This is a genomic window from Philodulcilactobacillus myokonensis (assembly GCF_027923585.1).
Lineage (GTDB): Bacteria > Bacillota > Bacilli > Lactobacillales > Lactobacillaceae > Philodulcilactobacillus > Philodulcilactobacillus myokonensis.
In genome coordinates, this window is the sequence record NZ_BRPL01000002.1 from 1,395,711 (window position 1) to 1,415,584 (window position 19,874).

At 35.8% G+C, this 19,874-nt stretch carries 15 protein-coding genes and 1 rRNA gene; 8 read left to right on the forward strand and 8 right to left on the reverse strand.

Annotated features, from left to right (window positions below; translation table 11 throughout):
* Positions 1-70 precede the first annotated feature (70 nt).
* From WR164_RS07095 to WR164_RS07105, 3 genes are all read right to left on the reverse strand, one after another.
* Positions 71-385, reverse strand: coding sequence for a SemiSWEET family transporter (locus WR164_RS07095; protein ID WP_286136841.1), 315 nt, complete (start codon positions 383-385; stop codon positions 71-73).
* 130 nt (positions 386-515) lie between these two features.
* On the reverse strand, positions 516-1,742 hold the full coding sequence (locus WR164_RS07100; RefSeq protein WP_286136842.1) for an ammonium transporter: 1,227 nt from the start codon (positions 1,740-1,742) through the stop codon (positions 516-518).
* A gap of 470 nt (positions 1,743-2,212) precedes the next feature.
* Entirely contained in the window at positions 2,213-2,647 is a 435-nt protein-coding gene (locus WR164_RS07105; protein ID WP_286136843.1) for an Hsp20/alpha crystallin family protein, read from the reverse strand.
* 256 nt (positions 2,648-2,903) lie between these two features.
* Here WR164_RS07105 and WR164_RS07110 point away from each other — a divergent pair, with 256 nt between their 5' ends.
* Positions 2,904-4,940, forward strand: coding sequence for a glycosyltransferase family 39 protein (locus WR164_RS07110; protein ID WP_286136844.1), 2,037 nt, complete (start codon positions 2,904-2,906; stop codon positions 4,938-4,940).
* Positions 4,941-4,991: 51 nt separating this feature from the next.
* Here the strand turns inward: WR164_RS07110 and WR164_RS07115 are convergent, their stop codons facing one another.
* Positions 4,992-5,417 carry a hypothetical protein gene (locus WR164_RS07115; RefSeq protein WP_286136845.1) on the reverse strand — a complete coding sequence of 142 codons (426 nt, stop codon included), beginning with the start codon at positions 5,415-5,417 and terminating at the stop codon, positions 4,992-4,994.
* A gap of 166 nt (positions 5,418-5,583) precedes the next feature.
* Here WR164_RS07115 and WR164_RS07120 point away from each other — a divergent pair, with 166 nt between their 5' ends.
* Complete coding sequence (locus WR164_RS07120; protein WP_286136846.1) at positions 5,584-6,957, forward strand: hemolysin family protein; 1,374 nt, start codon at positions 5,584-5,586, stop codon at positions 6,955-6,957.
* Entirely contained in the window at positions 6,958-7,425 is a 468-nt protein-coding gene (gene nrdI / locus WR164_RS07125) for a class Ib ribonucleoside-diphosphate reductase assembly flavoprotein NrdI (RefSeq protein WP_286136847.1), read from the forward strand. It begins immediately after the preceding gene.
* A gap of 65 nt (positions 7,426-7,490) precedes the next feature.
* Here the strand turns inward: nrdI and WR164_RS07130 are convergent, their stop codons facing one another.
* Positions 7,491-8,642, reverse strand: a complete 1,152-nt coding sequence (locus tag WR164_RS07130) for an MFS transporter (RefSeq protein WP_286136848.1) — start codon at positions 8,640-8,642, stop codon at positions 7,491-7,493.
* A 180-nt stretch (positions 8,643-8,822) separates the two neighbouring features.
* Complete coding sequence (locus WR164_RS07135) at positions 8,823-9,632, reverse strand: hypothetical protein (protein ID WP_286136849.1); 810 nt, start codon at positions 9,630-9,632, stop codon at positions 8,823-8,825.
* 234 nt (positions 9,633-9,866) lie between these two features.
* Between WR164_RS07135 and zwf the strand changes: the two genes are divergently transcribed.
* From zwf to WR164_RS07160, 5 genes are all read left to right on the forward strand, one after another.
* On the forward strand, positions 9,867-11,330 hold the full coding sequence (gene zwf / locus WR164_RS07140) for a glucose-6-phosphate dehydrogenase (protein WP_286136850.1): 1,464 nt from the start codon (positions 9,867-9,869) through the stop codon (positions 11,328-11,330).
* A 113-nt stretch (positions 11,331-11,443) separates the two neighbouring features.
* Positions 11,444-12,871: an NADP-dependent phosphogluconate dehydrogenase gene (gnd, locus tag WR164_RS07145; RefSeq protein ID WP_286136851.1), complete on the forward strand. Its 1,428-nt coding sequence runs from the start codon at positions 11,444-11,446 to the stop codon at positions 12,869-12,871.
* 177 nt (positions 12,872-13,048) lie between these two features.
* Positions 13,049-14,449, forward strand: a complete 1,401-nt coding sequence (locus tag WR164_RS07150; RefSeq protein ID WP_286136852.1) for an amino acid permease — start codon at positions 13,049-13,051, stop codon at positions 14,447-14,449.
* A 216-nt stretch (positions 14,450-14,665) separates the two neighbouring features.
* Positions 14,666-16,072, forward strand: a complete 1,407-nt coding sequence (locus tag WR164_RS07155) for an amino acid permease (protein WP_286136853.1) — start codon at positions 14,666-14,668, stop codon at positions 16,070-16,072.
* A gap of 170 nt (positions 16,073-16,242) precedes the next feature.
* Positions 16,243-17,787, forward strand: coding sequence for a multicopper oxidase family protein (locus WR164_RS07160; protein ID WP_286136854.1), 1,545 nt, complete (start codon positions 16,243-16,245; stop codon positions 17,785-17,787).
* A gap of 507 nt (positions 17,788-18,294) precedes the next feature.
* Here WR164_RS07160 and WR164_RS07165 read toward each other — a convergent pair.
* Both WR164_RS07165 and rrf read right to left on the reverse strand, forming a co-directional pair.
* The gene (locus WR164_RS07165; protein WP_286136855.1) at positions 18,295-19,575 is read right to left on the reverse strand and encodes a dicarboxylate/amino acid:cation symporter; all 1,281 of its coding nucleotides are present in this window, start codon (positions 19,573-19,575) and stop codon (positions 18,295-18,297) included.
* Positions 19,576-19,698: 123 nt separating this feature from the next.
* Positions 19,699-19,815: ribosomal RNA gene (gene rrf, locus WR164_RS07170) — 5S ribosomal RNA — on the reverse strand.
* Positions 19,816-19,874: the final 59 nt, after the last annotated feature.

Genomic DNA, 19,874 nt, shown 5'->3' on the forward strand with positions numbered 1-19,874 from the left:
AAAAAAAGTCGAAATTAGAAAAAGATTAGTTTTTCTAATTTCGACTTTTTAATTAAATTAATTTAGTACTTTAATGAATATAAATTGTTATTAGCGTGAAGAACCCGAAGAATACACCAGGAACATTAGAGATTACTAACGGCCAATCACGATAAGTCTTATACCAGCCATAGAATGTCCATAAGGTTGCATTAATGGTTGCCACACATGGTTGAAGTGGTGAAACTGGATTGCCACTAAAATTTTGCATAATTTCAGAAATGTATGCAACATACATTAATGATGATGTTAAAATAGCAACTTTACTTAGTATTTTTAAATTACGAATTCGTTTGTCTGAAACTTGACGGCGTTTATCTTTAGGAACGTAGTTATCAATTTTCATATGCACACAGCCTCCTAATCGGCATTAAAAATTAAATTACAGTTTCAATATACAATATAGAAAAAATAAGCGCAATCATCATTGCACTTATTTCACATTTATTTTTCATTTGTTACATTCATTAAATTGATTATTCAACTTGATGATCGGCTTTTTCGCCGTGTTCAGATTGATCCAAGCCAGCTTTTTCTTCATTATTAGTGACTCGCATTGGAATCACGATATTAACAATTTTAATTAGGATAATATCAATAATGGCAACGAAGATAATCGTAAATGCAGTGGCGGCAACTTGAACTAATAATTGATGAAAACCACCACTGTAGAAAAGACCGTTGTTAATGACAGCTGGATTAACTAACTTAGTAGCAAAGCAGCCAGTTAGAATACTACCGGTAATTCCACTAACACCGTGGCATCCAAATGCATCTAAAGTATCATCTAGTTTAATTCTTGGTTTGATATAATTAATAAAGGTATAACTGGCAAGGGTTGCAATAATCCCGATCCAGAATGATCCGGCAATGGTAACAAAGCCAGCAGCCGGTGTAATTCCAACTAGTCCACAAAGGGTTCCGTTCGCAATCCCAGCTAACTTTGGTTTACCCTGAACGAACATATCTAGGAACATCCATGTCATCATCGCTGAAGCAGTTGATAAAGTCGTAGTTAATGCAGCTTGAACAGCGACGCCATTAACAGCAAATGCGGAACCAACGTTAAAGCCATACCAGCCGATCCATAGAATCGTAGTCCCCAATAAGACCCATGGAAGACTGTACTGTCTGATCTTTTGTGAATAATTCAAACGATGACCAAGGAAGACGGCCAGAATCAATGCGGTCACACCGGCATTAATATGAACAACGGTTCCACCGGCAAAGTCTAAGACCCCTAATTTAGCAAGGAAGCCAAGTGGACTCCAGACCATGTGAACCATGGGGTAATAAATGAAGATTGACCACAAAGTCGTGAAGACCAGTAAAAATTTAAAATTCATTCTACCAACAACGGCACCAACAAATAATGCTGGTGTGATGACGGCGAACATCATTTCAAATAATGAAAAGACACCATTTGGAACGCCGGTTGCAGTTAGAGCATCCAAATGAACACCATTCATAAAGAAATTATGTAGATTCCCAACAATGCCCTTAAAGTTACCGGTGAATGACATACTGTAGCCAAATGCAACCCAAAGGATAATTGCCAAACCAGTAATAATAAAGACAGACATCAATGTATTAACAACATTCTTCTTTGAAACCAGTCCACCGTAGAAGAAAGCTAAACCAGGTGTCATGAATAATACAAGGACACTTGATAAAATTAAAAATAACGTGTTAGCAGAATTCAATTTAATCATCCCTAAACATATATGATGTAATATATTATAACACCAAAATTAGAGAATATGCTGATATTTCGAAAATGTTCATAAATTGGGTTGATTTTATGTGAATTTTGATAACATTGGGAAAATAAAAAACAGGCACCCAGGGGTTCCTGCAAAAAATATATTTATGATCTTTAACATACTTAAAAAAGTATAAAACAGCTATAATAGAAATCGTAGCGGATAAAGTCACTTTTAGATTTATTATTATAATTATACTAAAAGAAAAGAACATCGAAAGTGTTTCGGAGGTTTAGCACTGATTAACCATCTTTGTTATCCTTCATCGGAAGATAGTAATAACTAACTTCCAACCGGGCTAGCTTCATTGCTAGCCTTTTTAGTTTGCACTGAAGTTAATCCTAAATATATAGAAACAAAAAAGCCAAGCTGGCAAACTGCCAGCTTGGCTCTTAAATTATTATTTTAAATTATTTAATATCAATACTGTGACCATTGCGTTGATCTTTAGATTCCTTTGGTAATGTAATCTTCAATAGTCCGCCATCATAGCTAGCAGAAATGTTATTGAAGTCAACATGTGGTAAGTAGAATGAACGAGCAACGTTGCTAGTTGAACGTTCTTTTCTTAAAACGTTACCTTTATTATCCTTAGCTTCTTTATTAAGATCGTGGTTAGCACGGATATTTAGATTATTGTCATGGTAATCTAAATCAATGTTGTCCTTCTTGAAGCCAGGTAATTCAGCAGTAACTTGGAAGTTATCCTTGTTTTCAACCACGTCAGTCTTCATTTCATTACTGTTAGCAAATGAATTGAACATGTTCTTACCAAAATTACCAAAGAAGTTATCCATTGGATCACCAAACATATCATAATTTCTGTTTCTTAAATCGTTAGCCATAATTAAGAACTCCTTTCAAATCTTTGTTTCATTTCTCTTTACGGTTACTATAATAAACATATTAAAATGATGTGCAAGAATTTAGCACTCAAATTTTAGAGTGCTAAACTAATAAATTAAATTAATTTTCAAATACTTATCCAGTGCTCATAGACGGTGGTATAATCTTGTTTAGTTATTCTATATTTCATACATTCATCATGTCTTAATTTATATTCTATAATAAGCTAATCAGACACGTTTAGGAGGGTTCTTTATGTTGAACCGAAGCCAATCTGAGCATCGTCGTTTTAAGAATTTTCATCCAGATTGGATATTAATCATTATTATGCTGATTGCCGCTAGTATGTATAGTTGGAAGCTGACGCAAGCTGGTAGTTCCAATGATTTCTACACTTCAGCTGTTATTAGTATGAGTAAAAATTTTAAAAATTTTTGGTTTGCTAGTTTTGATCCATCAGGATTCATTACCGTTGATAAACCGCCGGTGGCTTTATGGCTAATGGTGATTTCAGTTAAAATTTTTGGATTCCATGGCTGGAGTGTTGTCTTACCATCCGTTATAACTGGAATTTTTTCTATCTATTTGCTATATAAACTAGTCACACCGTATTTTGGCAGAATTGCTGGTAACTTAGCTGCCCTAGCAATGACTTTTACACCGGTCATGGTTGCCGATACAAGAAGTAATAATTTAGATACAATTTTAGTTTTCTTCCTATTATTGTCTCTTTACGTTTTGGAAAAATCATTTCGAGAACATCGTCGCTGGCTAATCCTTGTCAGTTTTGCACTGATTGGAATTGCATTCAACGTCAAAATGATCCAAGCATTCATGATTTTACCAACGATGTATTTATTTTACTTCCTATATTCAAAGCAAAAGTGGTTTCATAAAATCAAATGGCTGGCAGCATCAACCGTCGTCTTGATCGTCTTTACACTGATCTGGCCACTATCCGTTGATATGACACCGGCTAGCCAGCGTCCCTACGAAGGTGGAACCCAGCATAATTCCGTCATGGAATTAGCATTTGGATATAATGGTGTCCAAAGACTGGTCGGTCAAAAGACTGGTGTGAATGGTGCTTTTAAGGGAATGACCAAGAAAAAGAGCCAATTATCATCTAAAGGAATCAATTTTAGACAAATTGTAAGAAACCATTTTTACTTAAATCCTGATCAAAAAATCAGAAGGATTAGTATCTTTACGATTGGGATTGCAGGGCCACAGCGATTATTGCAATCAGCACTGGGTCCCCAGATTAGTTGGCTCTTGCCATTTGCAATCCTAGGGCTAATAGCTGCGTTCCTATACCATCGTGATCAAAGGCAAAAGTGGTACTACCTAAGTAATAGGCAGAAGCAGATTATTCTATGGGCTGGCTGGTTAATTCCTGTTGGCGGCTTTTTCTCCATCGCGAACTTCTTCCATCCCTACTACACAATCATGCTAGCACCACCGATTGCCGCCCTCTTTGGGATTGGTTTCAAAGTCATGCTGAACTTGTTCAATGATGAAAAACATGGCAGCAAATTAAGACGATGGTGGTTCCCAGTCGCAGTTGGTATCACTGCTGTGATTCAGTTCTGGTACATTTCAATTTATTATCGTCGTGGTGCCATGATTTTGTTAGCATCAGAATTATTTATCATTCTAGTTTTATTCATTATGAAAGCCAACCGCAAGCGAACCTACATTATGCTTGCTAGTTGTTTACTCATTTTAGCTGGTCCAATTTGGTGGTCATTAACACCAGTCTTATCAGCTGAATCTGCACCAATTCCGTACGCTAGCCCTGGCCTGTTCATTAAACGCGGTATCTCTGGTGCCATCAAAGATAGAACGAATCCAACGTTATTTAAATACTTAAAGAAGCATGATGGACATGCAGAATACTTATTTGCTGCTAGTCATTCCAACGTTGTATCCCCATACATCATCCGGACTAAAAAGTCAGCCATTGCACTTGGTGGTTATAATGGAACCGACCCAGCAATTACACTTAAACGGTTCAAGAAGTTAGTTGAAAATGGTCAACTTAAATATTATCTAGACGATAATAAAGAAGGTGGCAAGAATAACGTTCAGATTGTCAAATGGGTTAGAAAACATGGCCGTAAGGTTAAATTCAAGAGGAATATTATTTCACAAAGTCAAATTTGGAACGTCATTATGCCGGTTCAAAAGTATAAAAAGCATCCGTTTGGCAGGAGAAAAGTTCTCTACGACTTGAGTGGTATCTATAAACGACACCGCCAAGTCAATCGTAGAGAACAAACAACTGATTAGACTAAAAAAGATCCAGATGAATTTATCATCTGGATCTTTTTTATAATATGATTAGTCCGGTTTAACAACCGTTTGCTTAGTAACATCAGCTAAAATCTTGAGAGCATCTGCTCTGGTCTTAACTTTATCCATATCAAAAATAATACTGTCAATGTTACCACCCTTGAAGTCAAATCGTTCAACGTATAAGTAAGGATCGTCATCAGCATCATCTTGGAATGCAGCATCAACTTTCTTATAAAATGCGGCAGCCCAGTAATCATCCTTCATTCGTTTGAAGTCTTTTTTAGTAACGTAGCCTTGATCCTTAATTAATTGAACACCCTTTTTAATGTCATCCGGGTTAAATTTGATTTCGGCTTCTTTCTTTTCATCTTCAGTTCTAGTATCTTCTTTTTCAGCTTTTTCAGCATCAGCTTGGCCTTCAGCTGCTTCAGCTTGAGACTTGCTTGCTGCTTCTTCTTTTTTTTCAGCCATGTTTTTACCCCTTCTGTATTAATATTTGTCAACGTCAATTTTATCATCATTTCTACCCATAGTCTAATTAACCACAATGTTTATAATGGTAATTCTTGCTTATCATTTCACATAAAATGTATAATATGACTACAAGTATCAATAAATTAAAGTGAGGTAATAAATATTGACTAGCGGTCAAGCATTGATTGACATTATTGTAATTCTAATCACGCTTTTCTTTGCTGGTTTCTTCGTTGCATGTGAATTTGCATTAGTTCAAACGAGAGAAGACACCTTAAAAGAAAAGCAACGGGCGTTGGGCCACCCTTCTAAAAAGCTCAGTCGAGAGATTCACATGGTCAACAATTTAAATATTTACCTTTCCACCACCCAAGTTGGGGTTTCACTCGGTGGAATTATTTTAGGTTGGATTGGTGAAACTTTTATCGTTCAAGTTTTAGTAGATTTATTTGGCGTTACTGCTGGTTCATGGATGAGTTCGGCTACCATCCATAGTATCAGTGGGATCATTGGTGTTATTCTTTTAACCTACATTGAAGTGGTTTTAACTGAAATTCTACCAAAGAATATTTCAATTGATGCCCCCACAAAGGTTTTAAGCTTTGTCTCAACGCCACTTCACTATTTCCACAAACTATTCTTCCCAATGGTTTGGGCATTAAATTCATCTGCGGCGGCAGTTGTTAAAATGTTGGGCATTCCACTAGCAAAGGATAGTGATCAGGCTTTCAGCCAACGGGAAATTTTAGATTTATCCAAGGATGCCGTTAAAAATGGTGAATTAGAAAAATATGATTACCTTTATATGGAACGGGCATTTAAGTTTAACGATAAAGTGGCTCGTGATATTATGATTGATCGAACCCAATTAACCACTTTGGATATTAATTCAAGCGTGAATGATGCAATCACATTGTATCTTCAATCTAAATTTTCCAGGTTGCCGGTCGTTAAAAACAACAACCGTGATAATATCTTAGGTTATGTTTATAATTACGATTTAGTTCGTCAATCCAGGGTTGATTCCAAGGCTCCTATTAAGAAATTGATTCGAGATATTCCAACAACTGCTGAATCAACCAAAATTACAACCGTTTTAAATCAAATGATCAAAAGCCGAACTCCAATGGTCGTTGTCGTTGATGAATACGGCGGAACTTCCGGAATTATCACTGATAAAGATATTTACGAAGAATTATTTGGTACTGTTCGGGATGAAATTGATCCGTCCACTAATAAGTACATTTTTAAGCAACCAAAGGGAACTTATCAGGTCAATGGTAAGGTTCCAACCCACGATTTCGAACGGTTCTTTAACACCACCATTCCAGCATTTGATAAAACTGATATCGTAACGATTGCCGGATTCATCATTGATAATTATAGTGATTTGCATTCTGGCAAAGTCATCCGAATTGGCAATTTTGATTTCAAGATTTTAAAATATGAAAATTCATTCATTGATTGGTTGGAAGTTACACCCCACCAGGATAATGAACAACCGAAAAACGTTTCAAAGGATAAGGAGGAAAAATAATTGACGCCGTTAAGAATTTTATTTATATCAATCGAAGGTAATACCAGAAGTTTTGTAAATGATTTAGCCGATTATGCAGAAGATGAGCACGATGCTAATGCTGACAATCCGTTGATCGAACTAAAAGAAATTTCTGATCAAACCGATTTTAAAGATGAAGAAAAACCATACTTTACATTTGTTCCCACCTATTTAGATGGTGGTAATGGTATTGATAACGGCGTAAAAGAATTAATGACCAATATCCTAGGTGAATACATTGACTATCATAACAACAGCAAACTTTGCCTAGGCGTTGTTGGCAGTGGCAACCGTAACTTCAACCAGCAATACTGCTTAACCGCCAAGCGTTACGCTAAGCGGTTCAAATGCCCGTTCTTAGATAACTACGAATTACGGGGTAGCAATGCTGACGTCAAGCGAATTTATCAAGTGATGAAGCAAAGGGCTGCTGATACAATTAAATAAATAACGATATAATTAAAAGGCTTGCTGAAAAATTCAGCAAGCCTTTTTTGATTTGATGATCAAATTTATTTTGATAATTTCATTTTACGAAAACCTAAAATAACCATTAACAACGTTCCTAAAATTAGAAAAGCTGACAGGCCAAAAAGTGAATTATAGCCAATATCTTCAGCTAAAATACCGCCATAAAGCGGACCTAGCGCCCGGCCAAATGACATCATCGAATTAAATAATCCTTGATATTTTCCTTCGTCCTTTTTAGGTGCCATTGAGCTTAACCAGGCAGGGATGTTTGGAATCGCAATCATTTCACCAAAAGTCAAAATCACCATCATTAGCATGAATTCATAATACTTGTTAGCAAAAATCAAGCCAATAAATGAAATTCCAAAAATCACAATTCCCAAGTAAATCTGGTGCCTTAAATTATAAGCAGCACCCATTTTAGAAATTAAAGTTTGAAGTAAAACAATCATGGTTCCATTTACGGTCCAAACGATGCTGTACTTCTCAAATGAGATGTTCAAGTTGGTCATATGAACCGGCATCACACTTTCCCAAAGTGAATAACTCATGTAAATGGCAAGTACCATTGCACAAATTTTCAACAATAATGATAAAGAGCCAGTTTTTGATTGGGATTTTTTGGCATGATGATTAACATTATGATGATTTTCACGGTCACTAAAATCAATGTTTAAATCAAAAATCGTCATTAATAGTAGGACTAAAAAGAAAATGGCAGCAACCGAAAAGACGGTCGTAATACCGAATTTAAATAGGTAACCGACCATCGTGGTCCCAATGACGACCCCGACATTAACACCGACGTACAGGATATTGAAGACAAAACGGGTGCTCTTTGATTTAACGAGCGAAGCGTACGAATTCATGAGCGTCAGGTTAATTCCGTTTCCAAAGCCCATAATAATATTCATGATGGCAAACATCGGCCACCCATGGTAAAAAATAAGAATAATCGTTGAAGCTAACGATAGTAAGATGCTGAATAGTGAAGAATAGTACGGTGACCAATTATCAAATAAAAAACCACCCGCTAAACTACCGAGCATGATGGAAGATGAAATCAAAAATAATACAATTCCAGCAACGGTTAACGATTGCCCTAAATTATTGTGCATATACATCGTCGTTAACGGCCAAATAAACGACGATGCCGAATTGAGCAATAACGAATAAATTAAGACCGATTTCATACTAATTTCTTTTTTCTTCTTAATTATTATCCATCCCCCTTTTCAATTAATTCAACAAAAAAGCGATTAGTTCTTCTAATCGCGACCTAATATTTATTTTACATTCTTATTATTAATAAGCAAAGAAAAAAGCGTGGTAAGGGTTAACCTCACCACGCTTTAATATATATGATTTATAATTTATTTCTTTTCAAATGAAGCAACTTTAGCTTTACTACCGTTAACTAATAATGAAGCATTTTGTGATTTCTTACCAGAAATATTAAAGTGCTTAGTTGATGTTAAACGAAGGTAGAAAGTACTGTAATGCTTCTGACCACGGCCCTTATAGGTAACACGGTACAAGTTGTCCTTATTAACAGCCTTCAAGTAGTAAGTTGCGTTTCTAACCAAGTGCTTGTTGAAACGATTGTTCTTATACAAGTCCATATTTAAACCATAGGTATTATTAAAAGTCCAACGTTGACTATAGCCATTAGATTTGTTGGAATTCCATTGACCAGCAATGTTAGAAGCCTTGATCAAATTGCTTCGGCTAGATTTTTTAGTGGCCTTCTTATCTTTTTTATTGGTAGTCTTTTTGCTAGTGGTTTTCTTAGCAATTTTTTTAGTTGTAGTTGATTTCTTAGCGGTCTTCTTGGCAACCCGAGCTTGAACATCAATAATATTGTAGAAATTAATGCGGCCACGTTGAGCGTAAACATAAACGCGACTGTTGGTATTTACTTTTTTATTCAAACGAATTGTGAAATGACCATTCTTTTTAGATGCTCGACTAGTACCTAAGGTTTTGCCATTCAATTTGGCGTAAACTTTAACGCCCCTTGAAGCATTACCAGAGATGCTTCTAGCATTATTATAAACACGGTAGACATTTAAGGATGGTGATCCAGGTGCCACATTTGATTTAGCTCCTGCATTGACGTTGGCTGATAATCCAAAAGCTGCAAATAAAGCTGCAATTCCAGTTAAAATATATCTTTTCTTCATTTTAGATTCCTCTTTTACATATTTTCATTTCAAAGACATATTATAGCCTTTATTTCGTAAAATGTTAGTATTTAACTCAATTTATTTTAATTTTTTTGAATTCATGGAAAGCGATTACATTTAGATTGTTATTGGATTAAATCGCTTTTTTTAATCCCTTAATTGTTATATAATGACAATGATAAATAGAAACCATTCGTTTACAAGACGGATAATAAACAAAGGAGTGATATTTTGGCAACTGAAAGTACTACCTTAATCATGCTTTTTGGGGCAGCTGGTGATTTAGCTACACGTAAGTTGTATCCTTCCCTTTTCAATTTGTATAAAAAGGGAACTTTACAAAGTCACTTTGCTTTAATCGGTACGTCTAGAAGACAGTTATCTGATGATCAATTTCATCAAATCATCCTAGATTCAATTAAAGATCAAACTACTGATCAAAAACAAGCTGATGATTTCGTTAGCCACATGTATTTCAAATCACATGATGTTACTAACCCAGCTCACTATCAAGTATTGAAAGAATTTGCTGCTAAATTAGATCAAAAATATCAACTTAAGGGCAATCGAATCTTTTATATTTCTATGGCCCCAAGATTCTTTGGAACCGTTGCTAAAAATCTAAAGGAACAAAATGTTCTTACTGATAATGGATTTAACCGTTTGATCATTGAAAAACCATTTGGCCGTGATTACAAATCCGCTGAATCATTAAACAATGAATTAAGCTCTGCATTCAATGAAGACCAAATTTTCCGAATTGATCACTACCTTGGTAAAGAAATGGTTCAAAATATTATTGCTTTACGTTTTGGTAATCCATTGATCGAATCCGTATGGAACAACAAGTACATCGATAATGTTCAGGTTACTTTAGCTGAAAACATGGGTGTTGGTGTTCGTGCTGGTTACTATGATTCTGCTGGTGCCCTTCGTGACATGGTCCAAAATCATATCATGCAAGTGGTTAGTTTACTAGCCATGGAAGAACCAGATTCATTCACCGATGTTAATGTCCGGGCTGAAAAAGTTAAGGCATTAAAGAGCCTTCATATTTATGATAAAGATGAAGTTGCAAAGAACTTTGTCCGCGGTCAATATGGCAGCAAAGGCGATCAACCTGAATACCGTAAAGAAAACGGTGTTGATGATCACTCAAATACTGAAACATACGTTGGTGGAAAATTAGAATTCAGAAGTCCTCGTTGGGCTGGCGTTCCATTCTACGTTCGTTCCGGTAAATTAATGAAGAACAAAACCACTAGAATTGACGTTGTCTTCAAGAAGCCGGCTGCTGATATTTTTGCATTAGGCAGTAATGGTAACGTTAGTGTTAATTCAAACGTTCTAACGATCCAAGTTGACCCTAATCCTGGTTATGCATTGAAGTTAAATAATAAGAAGATTGGCCAAGGATTTGGTATTTCTCCAGTCACCCTTAACTTTACTAAGAGCGCTGCAGATCAAAAACAAATTCCACAACCTTATGAACGTTTACTTCATGATGCCTTAAAGGGTGACCACACTAACTTTGCTAGTTGGCAAGAAGTTGGTACTGCCTGGAAGTTTGTTGACCCCATCAGACAATTATGGGACAGCAATCAACCAGACTTCCCTAACTATAATCCCCAAACTAACGGTCCTGAAGCCGCTTCTAAATTATTAAGCCGTTCCGGCCGCAAATGGGTTTATTAGAGGCATATTTTAATTCACTTTTAATGGGTTGAATGTTAAAATTATGGTTGTATCGTGATACTCTAAAAGAGTATTAAACTAAAAATAATACACACAAAGGAAGGTACATTTAAATGGCTGATCAAGCACAAATCGGTGTTATTGGAATGGCTGTTATGGGTAAAAACTTAGCCCTTAACATTGAAAGCCGTGGATACACTGTTGGTATTTTTAACCGTACTGGTTCTAAAACTAAAAACGTTGTTAAGGAACATGCTGATAAAAAGTTAGTTCCTAGCTACAGCTTAGAAGATTTCGTTAAATCATTAGAAACCCCACGCCGTATCATTATGATGATTAAGGCTGGTAAACCTACTGATGCTGTTATTAACGAATTAATTCCTTTACTTAGCAAGGGTGATGTCTTAATTGATGGTGGTAATACTAACTTCCATTCAACTATGGCACGTAACGCTAAGTTAGATAAATCCGGTATTAACTTCATCGGAATGGGTGTTTCTGGTGGTGAACTTGGTGCATTGCATGGTCCATCATTAATGCCTGGTGGTCAAAAAGAAGCTTACGATTTAGTTGAACCAATCTTAACTAAGATTGCTGCTAAAGCTAAAGACGGTAAGCCTTGTGTTGCTTACATCGGACCTAATGGTGCCGGTCACTATGTCAAGATGGTTCATAATGGAATCGAATATGGTGATGAAGAATTAATCGATGAAAGTTACAATATTTTAAGAAATGTTGCTAAAATGAGTACTGACGATCTTTCAAACGTATTCAAGGATTGGAATAAGGGTGAATTAAACTCATACCTTGTTGATATTACCGGTGATATCCTATCAAGAAAAGATGACTTAGGTTCTGATAAGAGCAAGCCAATCGTTGATATGATTTTAGACCGTGGTGCTAATAAAGGTACTGGTAAGTGGAGTTCAGAAGATGCATTAGCAATTGGTGCTCCTCAATCACTTATCACTGAATCCGTTTACGCTCGTTTCATTTCAATGCTTAAAGATGAACGAATGAAGGCTTCTAAAGTATTACCTGGCCCTGACAACAAGGTTGACTTCAATACTAAGAAATTAACTGAAGAAGTTAGACAAGCATTATACTTTGGTAAGATCATGAGTTATGCTCAAGGTTTCGAACAACTTCGTTTTGCATCTGAAAACTACGACTGGAACTTGAAGTATGGTGAATTAGCACAAATCTGGCGTGAAGGTTGTATCATTCGTGCTCAATTCTTACAAAATATCACTGATGCATTCGATAAGGATCCTAAGTTAACTAACTTATTATTAGACCCTTACTTTGCTGATATTGCTAAGAAATACCAAGATTCAGCTAGAGACGTAGTTGCTTTAGCAACTAAAGCTGGTTTACCAGTTCCTGCATTATCTGCAGCCGTTTCATACTACGATTCATACCGTGCCCAAGTATTACCTGCTAACTTATTACAAGCTCAACGTGATTACTTCGGTGCCCATACCTACGAACGTGTTGATCGTCCAGGTAACTTCCATTACACATGGTATAAAGAACAATAAAATTAATTTAAAATTGATTTTAAAAACAGGATCCTTAATTGAATCCTGTTTTTTTATCCGCTTTTATCACATTTATTTTTAATTTTTATTAGTTTATTTTCATAAGATATATTGACATCTTTTCAATATGTAATTATAGTTAAATTAATTAAGTTTAACGTTAGGAGTTTTGAAATTATGGGAAAAGGAAACGTGCACTCTGATATTAATCCTGATGGTACCAGAAGAACGTTGAAGAACCGTCATGTGCAAATGATTGCCATGGGTGGGATGATTGGAACCGGTCTTTTCTTAGGTGCTGGATCAACCATTTCCAAGACCGGCCCATCAATATTATTTATATATGCAATTATTGGGGTCGTCTTCTTTTTAATGATGAGAGCGATTGGTGAAATGCTGTATGCATCCCCGCAGGAACATACGTTTGTTGCCTTCATCACTAAATACTTAGGTTTACCGGCCGGTTTATTTGCCGGTTGGAGTTATTGGCTTGGAATTTTACTGAGTGGAATTGCTGAATTGACAGCCATCAGTGTCTATGTGAAATATTGGTTTCCATCGTGGAATTCAGCTGTCATTCAACTCGTCTTCTTAATAATATTAGTCGCCGTCAACGTTTTAACGGCACGGGTCTTCGGTTCAGCTGAATTTTGGTTTGCACTGATTAAAATCGTTGCGATTTTAGCATTAATCATCATTGGTTTAATCATGATTTTTGTCGGTTTCAAGGATCCAAATGGCGAAACCGCTAGTTTCAGTAATCTAACCAATCATTTTCAGTTCTTCCCACATGGCGTTCATACGTTCATTGGCTCCATTCCAATGGTATTCTTTGCATTCCTTTCAATGGAACTAGTCAGTATTACGATTGGTGAAACCCAGAATCCACGTCATGTTCTTAAAAAAGCTGTTAATCAAACCGTGTACAGAATATTACTCTTCTATATTGGTGCTTTAACCATTATTATGAGTATTTCACGCTGGACAACGTTTTCTCCACAATCAAGTCCATTTGTATTAGTCTTCAAATTAGCCGGAATTCCGGCAGCAGCAACCGTAATCAACTTTGTTGTCATTACATCTGCTGCTTCATCCATCAACAGTTTGATTTTTTCATCCGGAAGGCATCTTTACCAATTATCGATTGAAACCCACAGTAAAGTTTTGAATCCGGTTGGCAAAATCTCTAAAGAAACAGGTGTTCCGCGGAATGCAATTTTAGTATCTGGTGCTTGCTTACTTTTTGCACCGATCATTAGTTCCATTCCAGCAATCCAAAGTGCATTTGAATTCATTAGTGCCGCTTCCAGTGATCTTTATCTTTTCGTTTATGTTTTAGTAATGTTTTCATTATTGAAATATAAAAAATCACCGGATTATCTACCAAATGGATTTAAAATGCCATGGTCCAAAGTTACGGCCCCACTTGATATCATTGCCTTTGGGTTAATTTTCTTAACACTATTCTTTAATCCAAATGACGTGATTCCAGCAATTGGAGCAGTAATTTGGTTAGTTGTCTTTGGTGGTTTTTGCCTGCTTAGGTACCATGGTGAAAAACCAGCCCATGAATTATAAAAATCATTTTTAAAAATCTAAAAGCCTCCACACAATCCATGTGTGGGGCTTTTTATATGGAAATTGCACTCACGCATTTTTAATTTTCTTACTAAAATTTAATAAAATATATTGACATTGCTTATATATGTGATTATGATTTACATCAAACATAATATTATTATATTAATTTAATGTAGTTGTAAGATTATGGTTCCAAGTTAGGAGATTTTAATTATGAAAAAATCAGGTGCAGGTGCTGCAGAATCAGATATTAACCCTGACGGTACTAGGAGAACACTAAAGAATCGCCATGTCCAAATGATTGCGATTGGTGGAACAATTGGAACTGGGTTGTTCTTAGGTTCCGGATCCACCATTTCTAAAACGGGACCATCAATTCTATTTATATATGCCCTGATTGGCTTAGTCTTTTTCATTATGATGAGAGCCATTGGTGAAATGCTTTATGCATCACCCCAAGAACATACGTTCGTCGCATTTATTACTAAGTACTTAGGATTAGCGCCCGGCTTATTTGCTGGCTGGAGTTATTGGTTAGCCATTATCCTAGGTGGGACGGCAGAATTAACTGCCATTAGTATTTACGTCAAATACTGGTTTCCGAATTGGAACGCTGCATTAATCCAACTCTTTTTCTTGATAATTCTAGTATCAATTAATTCGTTGACAGCAAGATTATTTGGTTCAACTGAATTCTGGTTTGCGATGATTAAAATTGTTGCCATTATTGCTTTAATCGTGATTGGATTAATTATGATTTTCACTGGCTTTAAAGATCCAAATGGTCAAACATCCAGTTTCAGGAACTTAACTTATCATTTTCAATTCTTCCCCCACGGGATTAATTCATTTATTTCCGGGATTCCAATGGTCTTCTTCGCATTCCTTTCAATGGAATTCGTCAGCATTACGATTGGTGAAACTAAGAGTCCACGCCATGTTTTAAAGAAAGCCATTAATGAAACCGTCTACCGAATTTTAATTTTCTATATTGGTGCATTAACCATCATTATGAGTATTGCCCGCTGGACATCATTTTCACCGAACACCAGTCCATTCGTATTGGTATTTAAACTCGCAGGAATTCCAGCTGCCGCAACCATTATTAACTTTGTTGTCATTACATCCGCTGCATCATCGATTAACAGCCTCCTCTTTTCATCCGGTCGTCATTTGTACCAGTTATCAATGGAAACTAATAGTAAGTTATTAAAACCAGTTCAAAAAATTTCTAAATCTGGTGTCCCGGCCAATGCCGTTAGAATGTCCGGTGCCCTTTTCTTAATCGCACCAATTATCAGTTCAATCCCAGCGGTTCAAAGTGCTTTTGATTTCATCGGTGCTGCCGCCAGTGATTTATACTTATTCGTTTATGTTCTAGTAATATTTGCATTATTAAAATACAAATCTTCATCTGATTACATGGCCAATGGTTTCAAAATGCCAGCTTATAAAATTACAGCACCACTTGATATCATTGCATTTGGATTGATTTTCATCACATTATTCTTCAACTCTGACGATGTCGTTCCAGCAATCGGTTCAATCATCTGGTTAATTATCTTTGGTGGATTTTGTTACCTCAGATACCATGGCAAAGAACCAGCTCATGAAATGTAAAATCTTTTTTAAGATATGAAAACAACCTAGTTTAGAACTGGGCTGTTTTTTTAATTCTTGTTAATTAATAATCATTATAAGTTACAAATAAATCAATTTATTGTAAAATAATGAATAGAAATGATATGTAAATATCATTTTAATTTGTTTCATAAGGAAGGATGAGTTAATTGGCTGATCAAAAGGTCTACAAAGATTATTTCTTTGACGAACCAGCATATGATTATCATGATGGTGGTTACGTTAAGCTTCAAGTTCCTGATGTTCCGGAAAATAAATTAAATATTCCAGAACCATTGAAGCCGGATAAGGAAACTGATACTGATATGTACTATACAGTGGTTGCTCAAACTGGCGAGACACAAATTATGCCTGGTGCTAAAACCAAGACATGGGGTTATAACACTAGTTTATTGGGCAAAACAATCATTTTAAAACGTGGTAAACACATTCATATCACTTTAAAGAATAAATTACCCGAGCTAACTACTTTCCATTGGCATGGCTTAGAAGTTCAAGGTGATATTGATGGTGGCTGTCATTCACCAATTTATCCAGGTGAATCAAAAACGATTAACTTTATCTGTAATCAACCGGCTGCATTCTTATGGTTACATGCCCATCCATGTCCATCAACTGCTGAACAAGTATGGCACGGTTTAGCTACTGGTGTCGTTGTTACCGATCAACATAAGGCATCATTGCCAATTCCTAAGCAATACGGTGTTGACGATATTCCATTAGTTTTGCAGGACCGTAAATTCCATCAAAATAATCAATGGGATTACCAAGCAGATTATGATCCTGATGGAGTTCAGGGCCCTACACCAATGATTAACGGAACCGTTAATCCATACTTTGATGTTACAACTCAAAAAGTTCGTTTCAGACTTTTAGATGGCGCTAACCGCCGTGAATGGCGCCTTCATTTCTCAGATGATTTAGAATTTACCCAAATTGCCGGTGATGGTAGTTTATTGCCCCACCCAGTTAAATTCACCCACATGTTAATTACATGTGCTGAAAGAGCCGAAATTATTGTTGATTTTGGCAAATATAAACCGGGTGATGTTGTCACCCTATTCTCTGACGATACACCAATCGTCAAATTCAGAATTCATTCATTCAAACCGGATCATTCTAAATTACCTTACGATTTAATCGATCTTAAGAAGGATGAACCAGAAACAACCAAGGACACTCCCGTTCATAAAGTGGTTATGTCTGGAATGGATGAACAAGTTGAAATGAATGGTAAGAAATTCAACATGCAAAGAATTGATTCAAAACAAAAATTAGGCAATGCTGAAATTTGGGATGTTTCAAACAGTAATGATAAGGTTGGTGGTATGATTCATCCATACCACATGCATGGGGTTCAATTCCAAGTTCTATCTAGAAATGGCCATGACCCATATCCAAACGAACATGGATTAAAAGATACCGTTTCAGTTAATCCTGGCGAACACGTTCGTTTAAAGGTTTGGTACACCCAACCTGGTATTTTCATGTACCATTGTCATATTATTGAACATGAAGATGGTGGCATGATGGCACAAATTAAAGTTGATAGTCCAAAGCATCCATATAATCATTACAAATTAATGGATATGGATACATTAATGACTAATTTTGCCAAAGAACGAGGCGTCAAGAAGTCTGATTTACACCTTGGCGGCATGAGTTCATATTCTAAAATGGGTATGAAAATGTAATTTCTATTGATTTTTATATTAATATAGGTTATTATGATAATTGTTGTGAATATTTATTAGTATTTTTTAGGAGGTGCAACATTTATGTCCAGTTTACCATTTGATCCTGGAGCGAAGTCTCAGTCGATAAAGGGAAAATGGGAGTCATTAGTTGCATCTAAGGATATCGTAGATAATTAATGATAATCGATTTTCCCTAATTCATTATTTATAGTTCAATCTATTTATTATTCTAAGTTATCGTTGAGATTGAATTATAAGACTACTTTTAGGAAAATTAATTGTTATTACTTATCTCGGCATCGACGATTGTGCCTAAAGCAGTGGTATGCTAGCAATCAATAGATAATTAAATAATTATTTTACGACGCTTCACTCTTGAGGAAACTCTTGGGGGAGATAAAAATATAATAATTGATAGAAATTTTAGAAGAGAATTTAATATCCAAAAAGGCGTTCACATTGTCGAAATGTGAACGCTTTTTTATTATCTTATTATTTATATTTTTAATGATGCGCTGATTTCAACTGTTTGATATAGGTATCTGATTGTTTTTGATTAAATTCATGCTCTGATTGGCCGATAATAACAGTTGCTAACGAATTACCGATTACATTCACACCAGTCCGTCCCATATCGATTAAACGATCAATTCCGGCAATAAAGGTTAATCCTGTCATTGGAACCCCGACTGATGAAATCGTGGCAAGCAGGACAACGAATGATGCTCCCGGAACACCAGCCATTCCACGTGATGTAATCATCAGGACAACCAATAATGTGATTTGTTGCCCAATCGATAAATGAATATTATAGGCTTGAACTAAGAATAATGCGGCTAATGATTGATAAATAGCTGATCCATCTAAATTAAACGTATAACCGGTTGGAATGACAAACGATACGATTGATTGGCTAACACCAAATTTATGAAGTCGATCCATATTTTTAGGCAATGCTGCTTCTGAACTCGCGGTTGAAAAAGCTAAAATTACTTCATTTTTAATCACGTATAGTAAACGCCAAATATTAAAGCCAAAAATTTTAGCGGCTAATCCCATGAAAACAATGATAAATAGGATCATGGTTGCGTAAACAATTAAAACAAAATAACTTAGTGGTGCTAAAACTGATAAACCTAATTGAGCAACCGTTACGCCAATTAGAGCACAAACACCAATTGGTGATACCTTCATAATCCAATTCGTGACTTTAAACATTACCTGGGTAACGGCATTTAGGAAATCAACAACTACTTTCCCTTTTTCACCGATGGCGGCAGTTCCTAGTCCAAAAAAGACAGAAAAGAAAATGACCGACATGATATTTCCATTACTCAACGATTGAAAAATATTAGTAGGAATAATTCCCATTAACGTCCCTAAAATACCATGATGTTGACTAACCTTCGCCGTTGATATGTATTGGCTAACGTCAGTTCCATGAAGAGCATGGATATTAATAAAACTCCCCGGATGGGTTAAATTACCAATAATCAATCCAAGGGCAATTGCAATGGTTGTCATTACTTCAAAATAAAGCAATGTTTTACCACCGACACGGCCTAGTTTCTTAATATTACCCATACTTGCGATTCCAACGGTCAAACAAGATACAATAATTGGCAAAACAATCATTTGAATTAAGTTAATAAACATGGTTCCAATGCCCTGCATGACATTAATTGCAATTGAATTATGATAAAAGATAATCCCTAAAACAATTCCCAATGCTAAACCAATGAAAATCTGCCACCCTAACGTCAAATGATGAGTACGAGTTTTCATATATTTAATTCGCTCCTAAGTATTAAAAAATAGTTTACTATCTTTTAATATATCACATTCTTATGATGAATTAAAAATGTAAAATAAAAAAGCCTTTGAAATTAATCAAAGACTTTTTTGTTTGCGTGGCAACGTCCTATCTTCGCAAGGTGCGATCCCCCAACTATTTTTGGCGTTTAGAAGCTTAACTGCTGTGTTCGGCATGGTTACAGGTGTATCCTTCTAGCTATCGCCACCACACTATTTAATTGTTCAGAGAACTTCGTTCTCTCAAAACTAGCTAATATTAATTCCTAATT